The 19,290-nt window shown below is 70.8% G+C and carries 21 protein-coding genes; 11 read left to right on the forward strand and 10 right to left on the reverse strand.

The annotated features are described in order from the left end of the window. The first annotated feature begins 6 nt into the window (after positions 1-6). Complete coding sequence (gene pknB / locus Plo01_RS08315; protein WP_203889933.1) at positions 7-1,881, forward strand: Stk1 family PASTA domain-containing Ser/Thr kinase; 1,875 nt, start codon at positions 7-9, stop codon at positions 1,879-1,881. 210 nt (positions 1,882-2,091) lie between these two features. Here the strand turns inward: pknB and Plo01_RS08320 are convergent, their stop codons facing one another. Continuing rightward, positions 2,092-2,694, reverse strand: a complete 603-nt coding sequence (locus Plo01_RS08320; RefSeq protein ID WP_203889934.1) for an anthranilate synthase component II — start codon at positions 2,692-2,694, stop codon at positions 2,092-2,094. Positions 2,695-2,843: 149 nt separating this feature from the next. On the opposite strand from Plo01_RS08320, the gene Plo01_RS08325 reads away from it, so the two are divergent. Next, the gene (locus tag Plo01_RS08325) at positions 2,844-3,092 is read left to right on the forward strand and encodes a cell division protein CrgA (protein WP_203889935.1); all 249 of its coding nucleotides are present in this window, start codon (positions 2,844-2,846) and stop codon (positions 3,090-3,092) included. A gap of 48 nt (positions 3,093-3,140) precedes the next feature. Here the strand turns inward: Plo01_RS08325 and Plo01_RS08330 are convergent, their stop codons facing one another. Together Plo01_RS08330 and Plo01_RS08335 are read right to left on the reverse strand one after the other, a co-directional pair. Then, positions 3,141-4,040 (reverse strand): rhomboid family intramembrane serine protease, encoded by a 900-nt coding sequence (locus Plo01_RS08330; RefSeq protein WP_203889936.1) that lies wholly within the window; start codon positions 4,038-4,040, stop codon positions 3,141-3,143. A gap of 208 nt (positions 4,041-4,248) precedes the next feature. Continuing rightward, entirely contained in the window at positions 4,249-4,785 is a 537-nt protein-coding gene (locus tag Plo01_RS08335) for a peptidylprolyl isomerase (RefSeq protein ID WP_203889937.1), read from the reverse strand. Between the two features lie 483 nt (positions 4,786-5,268). Between Plo01_RS08335 and Plo01_RS08340 the strand changes: the two genes are divergently transcribed. Then, positions 5,269-5,544, forward strand: a complete 276-nt coding sequence (locus Plo01_RS08340) for a hypothetical protein (protein WP_203889938.1) — start codon at positions 5,269-5,271, stop codon at positions 5,542-5,544. Positions 5,545-5,670: 126 nt separating this feature from the next. Beyond that, on the forward strand, positions 5,671-6,777 hold the full coding sequence (locus Plo01_RS08345) for an Rv3169 family protein (RefSeq protein ID WP_203889939.1): 1,107 nt from the start codon (positions 5,671-5,673) through the stop codon (positions 6,775-6,777). Between the two features lie 126 nt (positions 6,778-6,903). On the opposite strand, the gene Plo01_RS08350 is transcribed toward Plo01_RS08345, so the two are convergent. Further along, on the reverse strand, positions 6,904-7,416 hold the full coding sequence (locus Plo01_RS08350; protein ID WP_203889940.1) for a PH domain-containing protein: 513 nt from the start codon (positions 7,414-7,416) through the stop codon (positions 6,904-6,906). Between the two features lie 159 nt (positions 7,417-7,575). Between Plo01_RS08350 and Plo01_RS08355 the strand changes: the two genes are divergently transcribed. Both Plo01_RS08355 and Plo01_RS08360 read left to right on the forward strand, forming a co-directional pair. Then, entirely contained in the window at positions 7,576-8,244 is a 669-nt protein-coding gene (locus tag Plo01_RS08355) for a response regulator transcription factor (RefSeq protein ID WP_203889941.1), read from the forward strand. A 1-nt stretch (position 8,245) separates the two neighbouring features. After that, positions 8,246-9,754, forward strand: coding sequence for an ATP-binding protein (locus tag Plo01_RS08360; RefSeq protein ID WP_203889942.1), 1,509 nt, complete (start codon positions 8,246-8,248; stop codon positions 9,752-9,754). Here the strand turns inward: Plo01_RS08360 and Plo01_RS08365 are convergent. The 4 genes from Plo01_RS08365 to Plo01_RS08380 form a co-directional block, all read right to left on the reverse strand. Next, the gene (locus Plo01_RS08365) at positions 9,690-10,931 is read right to left on the reverse strand and encodes a TolB-like translocation protein (RefSeq protein ID WP_203889943.1); all 1,242 of its coding nucleotides are present in this window, start codon (positions 10,929-10,931) and stop codon (positions 9,690-9,692) included. The genes Plo01_RS08360 and Plo01_RS08365 overlap by 65 nt on opposite strands. After that, positions 10,928-11,449, reverse strand: a complete 522-nt coding sequence (locus Plo01_RS08370; RefSeq protein ID WP_203889944.1) for a SigE family RNA polymerase sigma factor — start codon at positions 11,447-11,449, stop codon at positions 10,928-10,930. Before Plo01_RS08370 ends, Plo01_RS08365 begins: the two co-directional genes overlap by 4 nt. A gap of 138 nt (positions 11,450-11,587) precedes the next feature. After that, positions 11,588-12,361, reverse strand: coding sequence for an MBL fold metallo-hydrolase (locus Plo01_RS08375; RefSeq protein ID WP_203889945.1), 774 nt, complete (start codon positions 12,359-12,361; stop codon positions 11,588-11,590). 60 nt (positions 12,362-12,421) lie between these two features. After that, complete coding sequence (locus tag Plo01_RS08380; protein ID WP_203889946.1) at positions 12,422-13,468, reverse strand: lysozyme; 1,047 nt, start codon at positions 13,466-13,468, stop codon at positions 12,422-12,424. A gap of 177 nt (positions 13,469-13,645) precedes the next feature. On the opposite strand from Plo01_RS08380, the gene Plo01_RS08385 reads away from it, so the two are divergent. Then, positions 13,646-14,371 (forward strand): helix-turn-helix domain-containing protein, encoded by a 726-nt coding sequence (locus Plo01_RS08385; protein ID WP_203889947.1) that lies wholly within the window; start codon positions 13,646-13,648, stop codon positions 14,369-14,371. A 46-nt stretch (positions 14,372-14,417) separates the two neighbouring features. Here Plo01_RS08385 and Plo01_RS08390 read toward each other — a convergent pair whose 3' ends face one another. Next, positions 14,418-14,834, reverse strand: a complete 417-nt coding sequence (locus Plo01_RS08390; RefSeq protein WP_203889948.1) for a hypothetical protein — start codon at positions 14,832-14,834, stop codon at positions 14,418-14,420. A 327-nt stretch (positions 14,835-15,161) separates the two neighbouring features. On the opposite strand from Plo01_RS08390, the gene Plo01_RS08395 reads away from it, so the two are divergent. The 4 genes from Plo01_RS08395 to Plo01_RS08410 all read left to right on the forward strand — a co-directional run bounded on the left by Plo01_RS08395 (position 15,162) and on the right by Plo01_RS08410 (position 17,735). Beyond that, entirely contained in the window at positions 15,162-15,419 is a 258-nt protein-coding gene (locus Plo01_RS08395) for a hypothetical protein (RefSeq protein WP_203889949.1), read from the forward strand. 138 nt (positions 15,420-15,557) lie between these two features. Then, positions 15,558-15,959: a GNAT family N-acetyltransferase gene (locus Plo01_RS08400; RefSeq protein ID WP_203889950.1), complete on the forward strand. Its 402-nt coding sequence runs from the start codon at positions 15,558-15,560 to the stop codon at positions 15,957-15,959. A 140-nt stretch (positions 15,960-16,099) separates the two neighbouring features. Beyond that, positions 16,100-16,354: a hypothetical protein gene (locus Plo01_RS08405; RefSeq protein ID WP_203889951.1), complete on the forward strand. Its 255-nt coding sequence runs from the start codon at positions 16,100-16,102 to the stop codon at positions 16,352-16,354. A gap of 178 nt (positions 16,355-16,532) precedes the next feature. Continuing rightward, on the forward strand, positions 16,533-17,735 hold the full coding sequence (locus Plo01_RS08410) for an alpha/beta hydrolase family protein (RefSeq protein WP_203889952.1): 1,203 nt from the start codon (positions 16,533-16,535) through the stop codon (positions 17,733-17,735). A gap of 39 nt (positions 17,736-17,774) precedes the next feature. On the opposite strand, the gene Plo01_RS08415 is transcribed toward Plo01_RS08410, so the two are convergent. Further along, positions 17,775-19,280, reverse strand: coding sequence for a tripartite tricarboxylate transporter permease (locus tag Plo01_RS08415; protein WP_203889953.1), 1,506 nt, complete (start codon positions 19,278-19,280; stop codon positions 17,775-17,777). Positions 19,281-19,290: the final 10 nt, after the last annotated feature.

The following is a 19,290-nucleotide window of genomic DNA, read 5'->3' on the forward strand; positions in this document are numbered from 1 at the left end:
CAGGAAATGACTCAGCCCCGACGCCTCGGCGATCGCTACGAGCTTGACGGCGTCGTCGGCCGTGGCGGCATGGCCGAGGTGTATCGCGCACGGGACCTCCGGTTGGACCGGATCGTCGCGATCAAGACCCTCCGCGCGGACCTGGCCAGGGACCACACCTTCCAAGCACGTTTCCGCCGGGAGGCGCAGTCCGCCGCGTCACTGAACCACCCGTCCATCGTCGCGGTCTACGACACGGGCGAGGACACCTCCGAGGGCGCCCCCGTGCCCTACATCGTCATGGAGTACGTCGACGGCAGCACCCTGCGCGACCTGCTGCGCAACGACCGCCGGCTGCTGCCCGAGCGCGCGGCCGAGCTGGTCGACGGGATCCTGCGGGCGCTGGACTACAGCCACCGCGGCGGCATCGTCCACCGGGACATCAAGCCGGCGAACATCATGATCACCCGCAACGGCGACGTCAAGGTCATGGACTTCGGCATCGCCCGCGCGATGGCCGACTCGGCCGCGACCATGACCCAGACCGCGCAGGTCATCGGCACCGCCCAGTACCTCTCGCCGGAGCAGGCCCGCGGTGAGCGGGTCGACGCCCGCAGCGACATCTACTCCACCGGCTGCGTGCTGTACGAGCTGCTGACCGGCCACCCGCCGTTCACCGGCGACTCCCCCGTGGCGATCGCCTACCAGCACGTGCGGGAGAACCCGATCCCGCCCTCGCAGATCGACCGGGAGATCCCCGCGTGGGCCGACGCCATCGTGCTCAAGGCGATGGCGAAGGACCCCGGTCAGCGCTACCAGAGCGCAGGGGAGATGCGAGCCGACCTCCAGCGGGCGCTGTCGGGCATGCCGATGGACGCCCAGACCATGGCGCTGGCCAGCAACTACGGCGCGGCCACCCAGACCCTGAACCAGCAGCCGACGCAGGTGGGGGTCCCCGGCGGCTCGATGACGCAGCGCACCACCGCCGTCCCGCCGTACGACTACGGTCCCGAGGAGGGCGGGCGTCCGGAGCGCGGGCGCAGGCGCCAGCAGAGCGGCGGCGGCAACGCGGTCAAGACCGCCGCGTGGATCCTGATCCCGCTCCTGGTCATCGGCGCCTTCATCGGCGCGGGCTACATGTTCCTGAGCTCCCCCGGAACGCCGACCGGCGGGGGCAAGGTGGCGATCCCGGACCTGGTCTCCCAGACGGAGAAGTCGGCCACCGACACCCTCGAAGGGCTGAACCTGAAGGTCAAGAAGACCCAGGAGTTCAGCGACGAGCAGCCGTCGGGCGCGGTCATCGAGACCAAGCCGGCGGCCGGCACCGAGGTGGAGAAGGGCAGCGAGGTCGAACTCGTCATCTCCAAGGGCGTGGAGAAGGTGAAGGTGCCCGAGGTGGTCAACAAGACCGTCGAAGAGGCCCAGGCCGAGCTGGAGGCCGCCGGTCTCAAGGCGAGCCTGCAGACCAAGCCGTCCGCCCGCAAGCAGGGCGTCGTCTTCGAGACCGACCCCCCGGCGGGCAAGCGGGTCAACAAGGGCAGCACGGTGCGGATCTACGTCCCCGCCGAGGCCCAGGAGGTGCCCTCCGTCCTCGGCTACGACGTCGAGGAGGCCAAGGGCATGCTTGAGGAGCTGGGCTTCCGGGTCCGGGTCATCGAGCAGCCGAGCACCGAGCCCGAGGGCACCGTGCTCAACCAGACTCCGCCCGCCGGATCGAAGCTCCAGCCGAACACCACGATCAGGCTGACCGTGTCCACCGGGGAGGCTCCGCTCCCGACCGAGCAGCCGACCCAGGATCCGTTCCCGACCGAGACCCCGCCGTCGCAGGACCCGTTCCCGACCGACGAGCCGACCAGCGAGGAGCCTCCGCCGATCGACGACCCCAGCGGCGAGAACGGCTGATCATCGCGAGCAGCGCACCTGACAGGGCCCCGCCGACGGCGGGGCCCTGTCGCGTTGAAACCGCGGTCTCGCTTGAAACCGTGGTCTCGCTTGAAACCGCAGCCCCGCGCGTGGGGTCCGGGCGTGAGCCCCGGGCCCGGACATGGAAGAAGCCCTTCCGCCACTCGGGGGCAATGGCGGAAGGGCTCACTGGTTAGTCGTTCAGAGCGTTCACGGTGTTACACGATTTTTTTCCGGCTGGTTTCCGAGGCGTTCCAGCCAGTTTCCGAGCAGCCGGTGGCCGTGCTCGGAGATCACCGACTCGGGGTGGAACTGCACGCCCTCGACCGGGGCCGTGCGGTGGCGCAGTCCCATGACGATCCCGTCCGCCGTGGTCGCGGTGACCTCCAGGTCCGGCGGCACCGTCTCGGGCAGTACGGCCAGCGAGTGGTAGCGGGTCATGGTGACCGGAGACGGCAGCCCGGCGAAGACGCCGCGTCCGTCGTGGACGATCGCGCTCGTCCGGCCGTGCATCAGCTCGGGGGCCCGCGTCACGGTCGCGCCGTGGGCCACCGCGATCGCCTGGTGCCCGAGGCAGACGCCGAGCAGCGGCAGGCCGCGGCGCTCGCAGTAGCCGACGAGGGGGACGCTCACGCCCGCCTCCTCCGGGGTTCCCGGACCGGGGCTGACCAGGACTCCGTCGAAGCCGGCCGCGTCCTCGACGGCGACGGCGTCGCGGGGCCGTACGTCGCATTCCGCGCCGAGCTCGCGCAGATACTGCACGATGGTGTGGACGAAACTGTCATGGTTGTCCACGACGAGGACGCGGCTCATCGTCTGCCCCCCGATGAACATCCCCGCGGGATCGCCATGTCCCGCTTGTGCCGACTATCCTTACTGCGGTCTTCGCTTACCAGCGACTACGCTAGCTGACAGAACCTGCGCACGTCCGGATCGCGCAGGGTTGACGCAGGAGAACCCCAGTGCCCAAGCCCAAGGCTCGCAAGAAGGCGGTCTACACCCCGCCGCCGACGTCCACCAAGCAGATCAAGGTGAGCCCCCGCTGGCTGGCACCGGTCATGGTGGCCTCCTGGGTCATCGGCATCCTCTGGATCGCCACCTACTACGTCGCACCGAGCGCGCCCTTCATCGGCACTCTGCGTGACTGGAACCTGCTGGTCGGGTTCGTGTTCATCATCTTCGGTGTGGTTCTCTCCACCCGCTGGCGTTAGGTCTTTCCACAGACATATCCACACCCTGGGGAAGCATCAGGGTGTGGATCAGCCGCGGTATCCATAGAAATCTGGAATGCCGTGGAAGTCGTTGAAGACGAACGGCGGCAGCAGCAGGACCATGGCGATCAGCACCAGCAGGACGGCCGCGCACCCGGCCCACTGGACCGCGTTGCGGTTCCTGGCCGGGGCGTAGACGAGGATCGCGCTGACGACCGCGCCGATGACCAGGCCCCCGAGGTGGCCCTGCCAGCTGATGCCGGGGATGGTGAAAGTGATCACCACGTTGAGGCCGATCAGCCAGATCACGCCGCGGACGTCGTAGCCGAGCCGCCTGCCGACCACGAACAGCGCGCCGAACAGGCCGTAGATGGCTCCCGAGGCGCCCACGACGGGAGCCGCGGACAGCAGGTAGACCGCGACGGAGCCGCCGAGCGCGGACAGCAGGTAGAGCGCCAGGAACCGGGCGGAGCCGAGTCTGCGCTCCAGCTCGGGGCCGATGGCGTAGAGCGCCCACATGTTGAACAGGATGTGGGTGAGCGCGAACCCGCCGCTGCTCAGCGGCGAGTGCAGGAAGGCGCCGGTGATCAGGCGCCACCACTCGTGGCGGTAGGCGACGAAGCCCGCTTCCATCGCGAAGCGGCTCACCACCTGCTGGGTGGCGATCGTCTCGACGAAGTAGGCCAGGACGTTGACGATCAGCAGCGCCCAGGTGACCCGGGGCGCGGCGACGGCGCCGCCGCCGAAGACGGACCGCGCCTGACGTACCGACTTGTTGCCCTCGGCCACGCACTCGGGGCACTGGAAGCCGACCGAGGCGTCGCGCATGCAGTCGGGGCAGATGGGCCGCTCGCAGCGCTGGCAGCGCACGTGGGCCTCGCGGTCGGGATGGCGGTAACAGGTGGGAACGGCCTGCGTGCCGGGCTCGCCGGGCGGCTGGCTGGTCATGGCGTCTCGGTGGCCCCTTCGACCGTGCTTGTCTCGCTGCCCACCCTATGCAGAACATCGCCCGCCCGTGCGTGCGTGATGCGGGGCCGTACGGCGGACGCGACGGGAGGTCCGTACGGCATGCCCCGGGGGCGCCCGTGCGGCGGCCAGGCGCGGATGGCCGCCGCACGGACAGGTCGCTCCCGGACCGGATCAGTCCCGGACCGGATCAGCCCTGGACGCGGTCGACGGTGACCGACTCCAGCACGACCGGGTCGATCGGGCGGTCCCGGCCGTCGGTCGGGGTCTTGGCGATGGCGTCGACGACCTCCTGGCCCTCGACGACCTCACCGAAGATGGTGTGCCGGCCGTTCAGGTGCGGCGTGGGCACGACGGTGATGAAGAACTGCGAGCCGTTGGTGCCGCGGCCCATCTGGATGCCGGCGTTGGCCATGGCCAGCAGGTAGGGACGGTTGAAGTAGAGGTCCGGGCTGATCTCGTCGTCGAACTTGTAGCCCGGGCCGCCGATGCCCTGGCCCAGCGGGTCGCCGCCCTGGATCATGAAGCCGGAGATGACGCGGTGGAAGACGGTGCCGTCGTAGAGCTTGGCGGTGGTCTTCTCGCCGGTCTCGGGGTGGGTCCACTCCCGGGCGCCCTCGGCCAGTTCGACGAAGTTGCGCACGGTCTTGGGCGCTTGGTTCGGGAAGAGCTCGACCTTCACGGTGCCGCGGTTGGTGTTCAGGGTCGCGATCAGCTTCTCAGCCACGATCGGAGTGCCCCCTTCAGACGATCAGGCAAAGCCTGTACAAGGCGCTGCTTTTGTGGTGTTTTGATAACTACGGCCGTCACCGGCCCACCCAGCATCCTCCCACGGCTGGTCATGATTGAGCCGCTTTCGAGCGGGAAGGGGTGCCTGCGGGGCCCCAACGACAGGGGAGGAGTTGCTGTGCCTCTTGCACTATTCGGAAAGCGCCGCACCACCATGATGGTTCCTCAGACACGACTGCGCCTGGCCAAGACCCAGGTGAGGAACGCCGCTGAACGTGTCGGTCCGATGGCCGCCCACGCACGTGAGGCGGCCCGTCACGCGGCCAACGAAAGGATCATCGACGCCCGTGGGTGGGCAGCACCCAGGCTAGACGCTGCGGCCCACGCATTCGAGGACCAACTCGCGCCGAGAATCACCGCGATGTTGTCCCAGGCGGCGTCGAGGGTTGACCCCAACCCTCAGCGTTCCCGGAGATGGCCGATGCTCCTGCTGCTCACCGGCCTCGCGGCGGGCGCCGCCGGTGTCGCGATGTACCGCAAGAACGCGGGACAGTGGAGCGACTCCGTGAAGGGCAGCGCCGCCGACGCGTCCCACTGGGTGAGCGACAAGGCCCGGACCGCCGCGGACAAGGTCTCCGGCGCGGCCGGTGGCATCAAGAACAGGGCCGAGGAGTTCGGGCACAAGGCCGACCCCTCGTCCGACGAGTTCGGCAACAAGATCAGCACCGAGACGAGCCAGGCGTCCAGGAACATCTGACCTGCCGCGGTTCATCGGGTACGGCCCGCGCCCCGTCGGCGCGGGCCGTACCCGTCTCCGGCGGCGCGGTGTTGACGTTTGTACCAAGCGCTTGTTAGAACGTGTTCCCCGGACCGAGGAGCACGGATGACGCTGTCACCCCTCGACGACTACCCCGTCCACCAGTCGCCCAATGTGATGCGGCACGTCACGACGTCGGACCGCAATTTCTACGATCGGTACTATTTCAACTGCCACGCCTGCTCCGACGAGCTGATGCTCATCATCGGCGTCGGCCAGTACCCCAACCTCGGCGTCACCGACGCCTTCGCCTGCGTGCGCTACCGGGACACCCACCGGGTCGTCCGGGCCTCCCGCGAGCTCGGCGACGACCGGATGAACACCGAGATCGGCCCGTTCCGGGTCGAGGTCATCGAGGGCCTGCGGAAGCTGCGGGTCGTGCTCGACCCCACCGAGCACGGGCTCTCCTACGATCTGACCTGGGAGGGCACGATCCCGGCGACCCTGGAGCCGCGCCACTTCGTGCGCTGGCAGGAACGCGTCGTCTTCGACTCCTCCCGGATGGCGCAGACCGGGCTGTGGAGCGGGCACATCATGCTCGGCGACGAACGGATCGAGGTCACCCCCGACCGGTGGAAGGGCACCCGCGACCGCTCCTGGGGCGTCCGCCCCGTGGGCGAGCCGGAGCCCCCCGGCATCCAGGTGAAGAACCCCGGGACGTTCTACTGGCTCTACGCGCCCATGCAGTTCGACGACCACGCCATCCTCTGCATCATCCAGGAGGACGACAAGGGCCGCCGCCTGCTGGAGGAGGCGGTCCGGGTGTGGGGGTTCGGCTCCCCGCGCGAGGGCGAGCAGGAGTATCTCGGACGTCCCGAGTACCGCCCCGTGTACGCGGAGGGCACCCGGGACGTGCGCGAGGCGACCATCTCCTTCGCCCCGCCGGGCGGCAAGCCCTTCGACGTGCACTGCACCCCGGTCCTCCCGGTGCACCTGATGGCGGGCACCGGATATGGCCTGGAACCGGATTGGAAGCACGGCATGTACCAGGGGCCCGGCCCGGTGGTGCAGGGCGTCGTCTACACCCTCCCGCAGGACGCCGACCGCCTGTGGGGCATGGTCGACTCGGTCGGCCGCTTCGAGTACGACGACCCGTCGGGCTCGCACCAGATCGGACACGGCCTCTACGAATACTGGGCGCTGGGCCCGCACCCGTCCTTCCCCGAAGCCTGATCCCGGTCCGCCCGGGAACCGCGAGCCCGGAACCGCGGACCCGGGATCAGTGAGCCCGGAGCCTCCGGCCCGGGTTCACGCGCGGGGCCGTACCGTCCCCCTCCGGTACGGCTCCGCGCGGCGGGGCTAGTCCCGCCCCGACTCCGGCACCGGCACCGGCGCGGCACAGGTGACGGAGACGTCCCCGGCGAACTTCTCGGCGGACTCTCCGGCCACCGGAGGCTCACCCGGCGCAGCCGGAAGGACCCGGGCCCTCTCGACGCCCTCCGGCAGGTCCTCCGGCCGCAGCCCGGCGCCCTCCGGCCCGGCGATCAGCACCTTCCCCTCCAGGATCTCGGCCGGCTCCGGCCGTTCGCCGGGGACGGGCCGCTCGGAGTCCGACCCTCCGGCCTCACCGGCCTTCCCGATCTCTTCCTTGAGCCTCTCGGCGAGTTCCCCGGCCTCGGCGTCGGTGAGTTCGCGCACCGTGACGGTGGGCTTGTCCGCGCCCGCCTCACAGACGACACTGACGATCTTCCCCTTCTCCGGGGAGCCCGGAGGAGCCGGAGTCTCGGGGGTGTCGGCGCTGGCCGCGCCGCTCAAGGTCGCCATCAGCGCACCGGCGGTCAACACCGCGGTGGCGAGGATGCGGATCCGCATGATCGATTCTCCTTGATCGGTATGGATCGGTATGGATCGGCCGTGCATCGGTCGTGGACCGGTCAGCCGTACACTCCCGCGCGGTACCTGAAGTGAGCCTGAAGGCTCCCGAAATCGTCTTCAGGCTGGCTTTAGGTGCCGTGCGCCACGCTGGACGGCATGCGCGTGCTGCTGGTCGAAGACGAGAAGCGCCTGGCCGATCTGCTGAAGGACGGCCTGGTCGGCGAGGGGTTCGCGGTGGACGTCGCCCACGACGGGCGCGACGGGCTGTGGATGGCGACCGAGAACGCCTACGACGTGATCGTTCTCGACATCATGCTGCCCCGGATGAACGGCTACACCGTCTGCGCGAGGCTCCGCGACGCGGAGAACTGGACGCCCATCCTGATGCTCACCGCCAAGGACGGGGTGCACGACGAGGCCGAGGCCCTGGACACCGGGGCCGACGACTTCCTGTCCAAGCCCTTCTCCTACGTCGTGCTGCTGGCCCGGCTGCGCGCGCTGGTCCGCCGGGGCGCCACGGCCAGGCCGGCCTCCATCGCGGTCGGCGACCTCACCGTCGATCCGGCCGGGTTGCGCTGCCGCCGCGGCGAGACGGAGATCCCCCTCACCCCGAAGGAGTTCGCCGTCCTGTACGGCCTGGCCCGCAGGAAGGGCGAGGTGGTCTCCAAGGGCGAGCTGCTCGCCCAGGCGTGGGACTTCTCCTACGACGGCGATCCGAACATCGTCGAGGTCTACATCAGCGCGCTCCGCCGGAAGATCGACGCGCCGTTCGGCCGGACGTCGCTGGTGACCGTGCGCGGCGCCGGATACCGGCTGGAGGTCTGAGATGTCGCATCTCTCGGTCCGGGTCCGGGCGGCCCTGGCGACGACCGCGATCGTCGCCGTCGCCCTGGGGGTCATCGTGGCCGTGCTGGTCCGGGTGCTCGGCGGGAACCTGGCCGAGACCGCCTCCGCCGAGGCCGCCCGGCGCGCCGGCAGCATGGCCGACCTGCTGTCGTCCGAGGGGAACGTCGCCTCCGGTCAGGCGCCCGGCCTCCTGGACCCCGATGTCACGGTCGTGCCCGGCCCCCCTTCCACCGGCACGGGCGTCCAGGCCGTACCGGTGCCGGAGCAGGCCGGCGCCGCATCCGGCGGGCTCTCGTCCCCCGGGACGTGCGGATCCGCCGGACCCCCGCCTCCCGTGGCGTCCGGATCCGCCGCCCCTCCTTTCCCCGTGGAGTCCGGATCCGCCGGACCGCTCCCGCCCGACGGGCAGTCCCGGTTCGCCGAGCGCGTCATCCTCGCCGAGCAGTGGACGCCCGGTGACGCCCACGTCACCGCGACGACGACGACCGAGACCGTCCAGGGCCCGATGGTCGTGCGGGCCAGGGCCTCCCTGGAACCCGCCCGCGCCGCGCTGGAGACCCTCAAGAGCGTGCTGGTCCCCGGCATCCCCGCCCTGCTCCTCCTCGTCGCCGCCCTCACCTGGCTCGCGGTCGGCCGGGCGCTCAGGCCGGTCTCCGCGATCCGCTCCGAGATGGCCGACATCACCGCCAGCGACCTGCACCGCCGCGTCCCCGTGCCGAGGGCCCGCGACGAGATCGCCCGCCTGGCCGAGACCATGAACCGCACGCTCGACCGTCTGGAGCTCGCCGTCGACCGGCACCGGCGTTTCGTCGCCGACGCCGCCCACGAGCTGCGCAGCCCGCTGGCGATCCTCCGTACCCGTCTGGAGCTGGCGCCGCCCGGGCCGCTGACCGCGGAGACGCTGACCGACGTGGACCGGATCCAGGCGCTCACCTCCGACCTGCTGCTCCTGGCCCGCCTCGACGCCGGCGAGCCCGACCGGCACGAGGAGGCGGACCTCGGTCAGATCACCGCGGAGGAGGCGGCCCGCTCCCGGCCCCGGCCGGAGGTGCGGGTCGTCCTGGAGATCGCCGCCGACGTGGTGGTCCTCGGCTCGGCCGAACGGCTGCGCCGCCTGGTGGCCAATCTCGTGGACAACGCCGTCCGGCACGCGGAGTCGGCGGTGACGGTCCGCCTGGCCCGGGAGGACGGCGTGGCCGTACTGGAGGTGCGCGACGACGGGCCGGGCATCCCCGACGAGCACCGTGAGACGGTCTTCGACCGCTTCACCCGGCTGGACGAGGCCAGGGACCGGGACGCGGGCGGCTCCGGGCTCGGGCTGGCCATCGCCAGGGACATCGCGGTACGGCACGGCGGCACGCTCGCGGTCGTCCCGGGCCCGCCCGGGGCCTGCCTGCGCGCCCGGTTCCCCGCCGCCGCGGCGCTCAGCGGCGGGTCACCAGCGGCACCCAGGAGCCGGATTTCTGGCTGTTCTCCCGGAACCCGCTGAGCGGGGTGAGCGACGTGCCGTCCCGGCTGACCAGGACCAGCCGGTTGCGGAACTCGATGTCCACGCAGGTGTCCTTCTCGTCGTACTCGCAGGCCCAGGCGATCAGATGGTCGTCGTCCGCCCAGGCGACGAGCTGCTCGATCCAGTGCCCGGCCACCGGCCGCAGCGGGGTCAGCGCGCCGGTCCGGAGGTCCTTCACGGCCGTGGTCGCCTCCTTGTCCGCCGCGTCGGCCGCCAGCCACCGGCCGCTCGGGGACGGACCGGCCTCCTGGAAACTGCCGTGCTTCTCCCTCTCCGGGACCGGCTGCGCGTTCCCGTCCAGGTCGTAGAACTTCCTCGGCTCCTCCCTGCTGTCGTTGACCTCCCAGACCATCGTCCCGTCCGCGCTCCACCCGAAGTCCCGGCCCCGGTTCATGGGCGACGGATCCTCCCACGGCACACCGCGGAACACGGCCTGCCCGGTGCCCGGGTCCACCACGGTGAAGCCGGTCCGGCTGTTCGGGGGCGAGTACTCGCCGCCGTCCTTGCCGATGACCATGATCTCCGCCGGATTCCGGTCGTAGTTGGTGACCAGCAGCTTCGTCCCGTCGGGCGACCAGGCCAGGCCGCCCGCCGTACGCTCCAGGTCGATCCAGCGGACCTCGCCGCCATCGGAGATCAACCCGACCCGGCGGGCGGGGAGTTCCTCCAGGACCGCGACGGTCCCGCCGCCCGGCGCGACGTCCAGCAGCGCCCACGGGGTCTTCTCGTACCCGCCCGTCTTGTCGTCGTAGAGGTACCAGGTCCGGATCAGCAGCGTGCTCTTGCCGTCGGGGGTCTTCGCGTGCCGCCAGATGTAATAGGCGTAGACCGCCCGGTCGAGGGCCGCGATCAGACGCTCCGGCGGCGTGGAGTCCGGGTCGGTCCTGAGGTCCCGGGCCGGCGCCGGGTCGGTCAGGACGGTGGCGGTTGCGCCCCCGTCGGGCGTCCCGATCCGCCGGCCCTCCTGCCCCGCCCCCGGCACGATGAACGCCACGGCGAGCGCCACGGCGGTCGCGGTCGCCCCCGCGACCACCGCGAACGCCCTGGTCCTCGTCCGCCGGCGCCTGCCCAGCGCCCGGTCCGCGAGCTCCGCGGGTGCTCGCGCGTCCTCCGACCACTCGCGGAGAGTCTGCCGGACGAGCTCGTCGATGGTCATGCCTTCGCCTCCCCGAAGATCGTGTACGGCTCTCGCAGCTCGGGCGCCAGCGCGCGCAGCTTCGCCAGGGACCGGTGCGTCGTGCTGCGGACCGTCCCGACGGAACAGCCGAGGATGCCCGCCACCTCCGCCTCCGGCAGGTCCTCGTAGTAGCGCAGGACCAGCACGGCCCGCTGCCGGGACGTCAGCCTGGCCAGCGCCCGGCGCATGACGATCCGCAGCTCGACTCCGGCGGTGCCGTCGTCGCCGCCCGCCTCGGCCCTGTCGGGCGGCTCGGCGAACGTCGTCTCCCTGCGCCGCCGCCACCAGGAGACCTGCTGGCGGTACATCACCTGCCGGACGTACGCCTCCGGCTCCTCGACGGTCCGCCACCGGGCGGCGGATCTGGCCAGCGCACTCTGGAGCAGGTCCTCGGCCGCGTGCTGGTCCCCGCCGGTCAGCAGATACGCCAGGCGCATCAGGGCCGGCGAGCGCGCCGACACGAAATCGCGGAACCGTTGCTCGTCTGCGGCGTCCACGATCACCTCCACTGTGCGGTTACGTCCCTAAGACGCCCCACGGTGGGTCTCGCTATGCCTCCGATCCGGAGGCGTCCCGCCCCGCCCCTCCGTCCCCGCTCCGCCTCCTCCCTCCCCGCTCCGCCTCCTCCCTCCCCGCTACGCCCCGCCCGCCGTACGGAGGTCGCCGAGACGTGCGACGATCTCCGCCGCGGTCTCCTCGGGGAAGGGCACGCGGGCGGGGTCTCCGCCGGTGGTGAGGATCTCGACGGCGGTGACGTGGTCGGCGTGCTGGCGCCGGACGAAATCGCGGTCCACGACGGCGCCGTGGCCGGGCACCACCACCTCGCCCGGCAGGTCGAGCAGGCGGGCGAGCGTGTCCGGCCACTCCAGCGGGAACCCGTCCCCGAACTGCGGCGGCGCACCCTCCTCGACCAGGTCCCCCGCGAAGATCACATCCGCGTCGGGGACCTCGACCACGATGTCGTTGTCGGTGTGTCCCCGGCCGAGATGGCGCAGGCGGACCGGGCGCCCGCCGAGGTCGAGGGCGGCGGCGTCGGTGAACGTCCGGCCCGGCGGGGTGATCTCCACCTCGGCCAGCTCCTCCGGGCCCTCGTGGAGCCACTTCCGCCGCTGCGCCTCGCCGGTGGCCGCGGCCGTCTCGGCGCACCTGACGTGGCCCCAGATGTCGGCGGGCAGGAAGACCGCGTTGCCGAAGAAGTGGTCGAAGTGCGCGTGGGTGTTGACCACCGTCCAGGGCAGGGCGGTGACCGTGCGGATCGCCGCCGCCAGCTCGCGCGCCTGGCGGTGGGACATGCGCGTGTCCACGACCAGGCAGCCCTCGTCCCCGACGACCAGGCCGACGTTCAGGTCGAACGACTCGTGCCGCCGGACGTAGACCCGGTCACCGATCTCCCGCCACCGCTCATCCATGGGCCGAGCATGTCAGATCACGCGCGGGGATGCCGATCGCCGGGTACGGCGCCGGCCGCGCTACCGCTTCCCGGCGGTCAGCGTCAGGTTCACCGTGCCGACCGTGAGCTTCAGCCCTCGCGTCCGGGCGGGTGTTCCCGCCTTGGCGGGCTTGACCGTGAAGACGAGCCGGACCTTGGACTTCGGGGCCAGTTCGGCGATCGTGCAGCGCACCGCCGTACCGCTGAACCGGCATCCCCTGCCGACCTTGGCGATCTTCTGCCCGCCGAACGTGCGCCCGGAGACCTTGAGCGCCCTGATCGGCTCGGTGCCGGTGTTGGCGACCGTCACGGCGTAGGTGTTCCGGACGACCCGGCCCGCCGCCTTGATCCCCGACGGCGGCTTGGCGAGGCGCTTGAGCTGCGACACCGTGCCGTTGAAGGAGTTCCGCCCGCCGGGGGTGCCCTGCCCCTTGTCGGCCGACTGCCAGAAGGTGTAGCGCTTCCAGCCCGCCGGGAGCTCGCCGGGTTCGTCGCCCCACCGGGCCAGCCAGAGCGGGTTGCGGCCGAAGGCGGGGGAGTCGCCGGTGCAGGTCCGCCACCAGCTGGTGGTGGTGTAGATGATCGCGTCCCGGCCGGTCCGCTGCCGGTAGCGCCGGGTGAAGTCGCCCACCCAGGTGATCATCTCCCGCTTGTCGAGACCGTAGCAGTTGTCGAGGCCGTTGCGGTTCTTGTAGGGGTTGTCCTCGACGTCCAGGACGCCCGGCAGGGTCTTGCCGTCCGGAGTCCAGCCGCCGCCGTTGGCCACGAAGTAATCGGCCTGTGCGGCGCCGCCGGACTCGTGCGGCTGGGCGAAGTGGTAGGCCCCCCGGATCAGCCCGGCCTCGGCGGCTCCGCCGTACTGGCTCTCGAAGCGGGGGTTGACGTAGTCGAGGCCCTCGGAGGCGTACACGAACGCGAACGCGACTCCGTTCTCGGCGACGATCGGCCAGTCGATCTCCCCGGTCCAGTTGCTGACGTCCACCCCGATGACGGCCGATGTCCGGGCCGTCCCGGTGGCCGCCTGAGCGGACCCCGGCAGGAGCGCCGTCGCCATGACGACGGCGGCCGCCGTTGAGAAACGTTTCACGTGAAACCCCGTCCTCCGCGTGACAACGGGGATGATCCTTACCGATGATCCGCGAGGGCCGCAAGGGCGGATGTGATTCTTCCGTGACATGAGGGCCCGCCGGGTCCCGTCTTGCCTCCGGTTCCTCCGGCCCCGGGGCAGGCGGGCGCGGTGGGATCCGCCCGGCAGACTGAGGATGTGGACTTCCCCCAAGCCCTGCGCTCGGCGCGGCGCCGTCACCACCTCAGCCAGCTCGACCTCGCCCTCCGCGCGGGCACCACGCAGCGCCACCTCAGCTTCATCGAGAACGGCCGTTCCCGTCCCGGCCGGGGCATAGTCGTACGGCTGGGCGAGTCGATGGGGCTGCCGCTCAGGGAGCGCAACGAGCTTCTGCTCGCGGCCGGCTACGCCCCCGTCTACCCGCAGACCTCGCTCGACGATCCGGCCCTGGAGCACGTGCGCGCCGCGCTGGGGCACATCCTGACCGGGCACCTGCCGTACCCCGCGATCGTGGTGGACCCGCGGCACGATCTCGTCCTCGCCAACGGCGCCTTCGGCCTGCTCACCGAGGGTGTGGCGGAGCACCTGCTGCGCCCGCCGGTCAACGTGCTGCGCCTGTCGCTGCACCCGGAGGGCCTGGCCCCGCGGATCGCCAACCTGGCGCAGTGGGCGCGGCACATCCTCGACCGCATCCCACGCGACGACCTCCACGACGAGCTGTCGGGTTATGTCCCGCACATCGAGCCGGGACCCGACCACGTCGGCTTCGCCGCGCCCATGCGGCTGCGCTCGGCACGCGGTGAGCTGCGGCTGACGACCACGATCACGACGTTCGCGACCGCGCTCGACGTGACCGTGGCGGAGCTGAAGCTGGAGGCCTTCCTGCCCGCCGACGCGGCCACCGCGGCGCTCCTGGCCGAATAGCGGAGCAGCTGAGCACCCGGGCAGCCGCCCCGGCCCCGGGCAGCCGTCAGGGGAACATGTAGTCGGCCTTGATCCGGCCGTCCGCGTCGAGGACGAGGACCTCCATGCCTCCGCCCACCGCCTCGCCGCCGTCGGCCGGCACCATCTCCCAGCCGAACTTGACGACGTCGTGGAGGCGGACGGCGTCGTCCTGCGGCCGGAAGACGAACTCCCCGGGAGCGACGAACTCCTCATAGCTGCGGGCCACCCGGATCTCGATCGCGTCGTGCCCGTGGGCTTCGAGGGTGGTCGAGCCGAAGCCCAGCCTCGCGGCGATCTCCCGGATCTCCTGGGGCGGCTGGAGGACGTGGGAGCCGTCCTCGGCCCACAGCTCCTCGACGGCCTTACGGCGGAGCCCGGCGTCGGGCTCGTTCCAGAGGGCGACGTAACGGCCGGCCAGGTCCTGCGCGTGGATGTCGGTCACTGCTTCTCCTCCACTGGTGTGTCCGTACTCCTCAGATCTTGGGAAAGCGGCCGTACGGCAACAATTCCTCGTGGGGAATGACGGCTCCTCGCGCAGGCCGGCGAGGCGGACCGGGAGTGGTGACCGCCGGTCGGGCCGGCTCCCAAGCCATATCCCAGACGGAGGCAAGCCGTATCCCAGACGGCGGGCGCAGACTGAAGCGGTCCTCAGAACCGGTGGCGCCGGCGGCTCGGCGGGAATCTGAAAAATCTTGGAATCCGCTGTAACCATCCGCCCGGACCGCCCCTCTTATCTAACGAACCGGCACGAAAGAAAAGGGAGAACACAATGAGCGGCGACTTCGACGTCACGACCACCGACTACTACGACACCGACGGCGACGGCGGAACCGACGCCCAGCTGATCGACAGCGACGGCGACTACGTGGCCGACGAGGAGCGCTACGACGCCGACGGCGACGGCGTGACCGACGTGGTCTACCTCGACCACAACGGCGACGGCTACACCGACGAGGTGCGCGTCGACCTCAACGGCGACGGCGTCTCCGACTACACCGAGTACCAGGGCCCCTTCCCCAGCGCCTGATCCTGACCCCGGCACGGTGAGCGGGGTCCCCAACCCCTCCCGAGGACCCCTGGCCGCCCTGCCGAATTCAATGCACTCCGGCCTCCGTCATATGCGAATGTTGTCGCACTCATCCCACGACGGCCCGGAGGACAGAACATGATCCGTTACACCGGCGACATGAGCACGATCGAAGCCGATCAGTTGCGGGGCTTCTTCGTCGGCTGGCCGACCCCGCCGTCGGCCGAGAACCATCTGGCGGTGCTGCGAGGCAGTCATCGCGCGATCGTCGCGCTGGACGGATCCGGGCGCGTCGTCGGCTTCGTCAACATGATCAGTGATGGCGTGCTGACCGCGTTCATCCCATGGCTCGAAGTCCTCCCCGAATACCAGGGGCAGGGGATCGGCGACGAGCTGATGCGGCGGATCCTCAAGGAGGCCGAGGACATGTACTCCGTCGACCTCATATGCGACCCGCCGCTCCAGGCGTACTACGAGCGGCTGGGAATGTCCCGCCTGCAGGGGATGGGACTGCGCAACCGGACGGCCCTCCGAGGATGATCCCCTCGGCCGCCCGGCATTCGGGAGCACGACTCCCCCGGCGGAGGCGGTCACAAAAAATTGCCGAACCCGCTGTAACCATTCGGCGGGATCGCCCCTCTTATCTGACGAACCGGCACGATGAGAAAAGAGAGACCACGATGAGCGAGTTCTACGTCACCACCACCGACTACTACGACACCGATGGCGACGGCGGCACCGACGTCCAGCTCATCGACACCGACGGCGACTACGTGGCCGACGAGGAGCGCTACGACACCGACGGCGACGGCGTGACCGACGTGGTCTACCTCGACCACAACGGCGACGGCTACACCGACGAGGTGCGCGTCGACCTCAACGGCGACGGTGTTTCCGACTACACCGAGTACCAGGGCCCCTTCCCCACCGCCTGACCCTGACCCCGGCCGACGCGACCACCGGGGCGAAGCCGGGCCCGTGACGACGCCGGGCCCGGAGATCGACCGATGAAGGACGCCACCCGCGCGGCGCGCAGCCCCTTACGAAAGTAAGAGACCGGACAGGTCTTTCAGGAGTGTCGACCGCATCGGGGCCCTTTCTAGGCTCCTCGTCATGATCAGAACTCGCCGTACGGCCACGGCCGCCCTTCTCGCCCTGACGCTCCCCCTGCTGGGCGCGACCGCGATCTCGACGTCGTCTCCGGCCTCCGCGGCCTCCTCCGCGGAAAGCCCCGAACAGGGGCTCTCGATCCCCCGTCCCACTGGGCGGTACGCGGTCGGGCGCGACATCCTGCACCTCGTCGACAAGGAGCGGCGCGACCCCTGGGTGCCCACGGCGGACGGGCGGGAGCTGATGGTGTCGGTGTACTACCCCGCGACGGCCGGCGGCGGCGCGGTCCCGTACATGACCGTCGACGAGGCCGGGCTCCTGCTCAAAGGGCTGAAGCTCGACGCCGCGTTCAAGGCCGAGCAGCTCTCCGGCGTCCGCGTGAACGCCCGCGCCGGCGCTCCTCCCGCCGGAGGCGGACACCCCCTGGTGGTGCTCTCACCGGGCTTCTCGCTCAACCGCGCCACGCTGACGATGCTCGCCGAGGAACTCGCGTCGAAGGGCTACGTCGTCGCGCTCGTGGACCACGCCTACGAGTCGTTCGGCACCACCTTCCCGGGCGGCCGTACTCTGACCTGCGTCGCCTGCGACACGATCGAGAAAGCCCCGTCCGACGAGGCGGAGAAGAAGCTGCTGGGCAGGGCCGCCGCGGGCCGGGCAGCCGACATCTCCTTCGTGGTGGACGAACTGACCCGGGCCGCCGGTCACCGGCCCGCCTGGAAGCGCTGGAAGATGATCGACCCGAAGCGGATCGGCGCCGCCGGCCACTCTCTGGGCGGGAACGCCGCCGCCGCCGTCATGTCCGCCGACCGCCGCGTCCGCGCCGGCGCGAACCTGGACGGCACCTTCTTCGCGCAGGTGCCGCGGTCCGGCCTCGGCGGGCGGCCCTTCCTCATGGTCGGCACCAAGGCGCAGCACTCGCCCGATTCCACCGACAAGAGCTGGCCGCTGACCTGGCGGCGGCTGGACGGCTGGAAGCGCTGGCTGACGGTCGCCGACTCCGGTCACTTCACCTTCATCGACCTGCCGGTCCTGGGCGGGCAGGCCGGAGTCACCGACCCCTCCGCCCCGCTCCCGGGAAAGCGATCGGGCGAGATCACCACGGCCTACGTGGGCGCCTTCTTCGACCAGCACCTGCGCGGCGGGCATCAGCCGCTGCTGACCGGTCCCTCCGCCGCCAACCCCGAGGTGGTCTTCCACGCCCCCTGAGGGACACCCCCTGAGGGCCGGGATCCGCAGGCCGGGCGCCTACTCCTCCTCGGCGAACACGACCTCCCGGCGCCTGCGGATCGCCGGCAGGACGGCGACGACGAGCGCCGCCGCGGCCAGGGCCAGGAGCACCGCGGAGATCGGCCGGGTCAGGAAGACCGACGCGTCGCCGCGGGAGATGATCAGCGCCCGCCGCAGGTTCTCCTCGAGCAGGGGGCCGAGCACGAAGCCGAGCAGCAGCGGCGCCGGCTCGCAGCCGCACTTGATCAGGATGTAGCCCAGGATCCCGAAGAAGACGATCGCGTAGACGTCGTAGGCGTTGAACCCCAGGGAGTAGGTGCCGATGGAAGCGAACAGGATGATCATCGGGAACAGCACCTGGTACGGGATGCGCAGCATGCGCACCCACATGCCGATCAGCGGCAGGTTCAGCAGCACGAGCAGCACGTTGCCGATCCACATCGACGCGATCAGGCCCCAGAACAGCGCCGGTTCGTCGATGATGACGTTCGGCCCCGGGGTTATGCCGTGGACGATGAACGCGCCGACCATCAGTGCCATGACCGGGTGGGCGGGCAGGCCCAGGGTGAGCAGCGGGATGAACGACGTCTGCGCGGCGGCGTTGTTCGCCGACTCGGGCCCGGCGACGCCCTCGATCGCGCCGTGCCCGAACTCCTCCCGACGCTTCGAGATCCGCTTCTCGACGGCGTACGAGGTGAACGAGGCCAGCACGTGGCCGCCGCCGGGCAGGACGCCGAGCGCGGAGCCGAGACCGGTGCCCCGCAGGATCGGGCCGACGATCCGGCGCCGGTCCTCGCGGGTCGGCCAGAGGTTCTTCACCGTGCTGACGACCGCCGTGCGCGTCCGTTCGTCCTCCAGGTTGCGCAGGATCTCGGCCACCCCGAACATGCCGACGGCGACCGACACGAAGTCGATGCCGCCGTACAGCTCGCGCTGGTCGAACACGAACCGGGGCGTGCCCGTGTAGATGTCCTGGCCGACCGTGCCGAACAGGACGCCGAGCGCGATCATCGCCAGTGCCTTGAGCGCCGTGCCGCGGGCCAGCGCGATCGACACGATCAGGCCGAACAGCACCAGCGAGAAGTACTCGGCCGGGCCGAACCGCAACGCGACGCGGGCCAGCGGCGGGGCCGCGACGGCCAGCACGACGGTGGCCACCGTACCGGCGACGAAGGACCCGACCGCCGCGGTGGCCAGCGCCGCGCCGGCCCGGCCCCGGCGGGCCATCTCGTGCCCGTCCAGCGCGGTGACCGCCGCCGACGACTCACCGGGCAGGTTGATCAGGATGGCGGTCGTCGATCCGCCGTACTGCGCGCCGTAGTAGATGCCGGCCAGCATGATCAGTGCCGTCACCGGCTCGAAGCTGAACGTGATCGGCAGCAGCATCGCCACCGTCGCCGTCGGGCCGATGCCGGGCAGCACGCCGACCGCCGTCCCGAGCAGCACTCCCACGAAGCAGTAGAGGATGTTCTGGGCCAGCAGGGCGGTCGAGAAACCCAGCGCGAGGTTGTCGAGAAGTTCCATGCCTCAATCC

The organism is Planobispora longispora, from assembly GCF_016863135.1.
In the GTDB taxonomy this organism is placed as follows: Bacteria; Actinomycetota; Actinomycetes; order Streptosporangiales; family Streptosporangiaceae; genus Planobispora; species Planobispora longispora.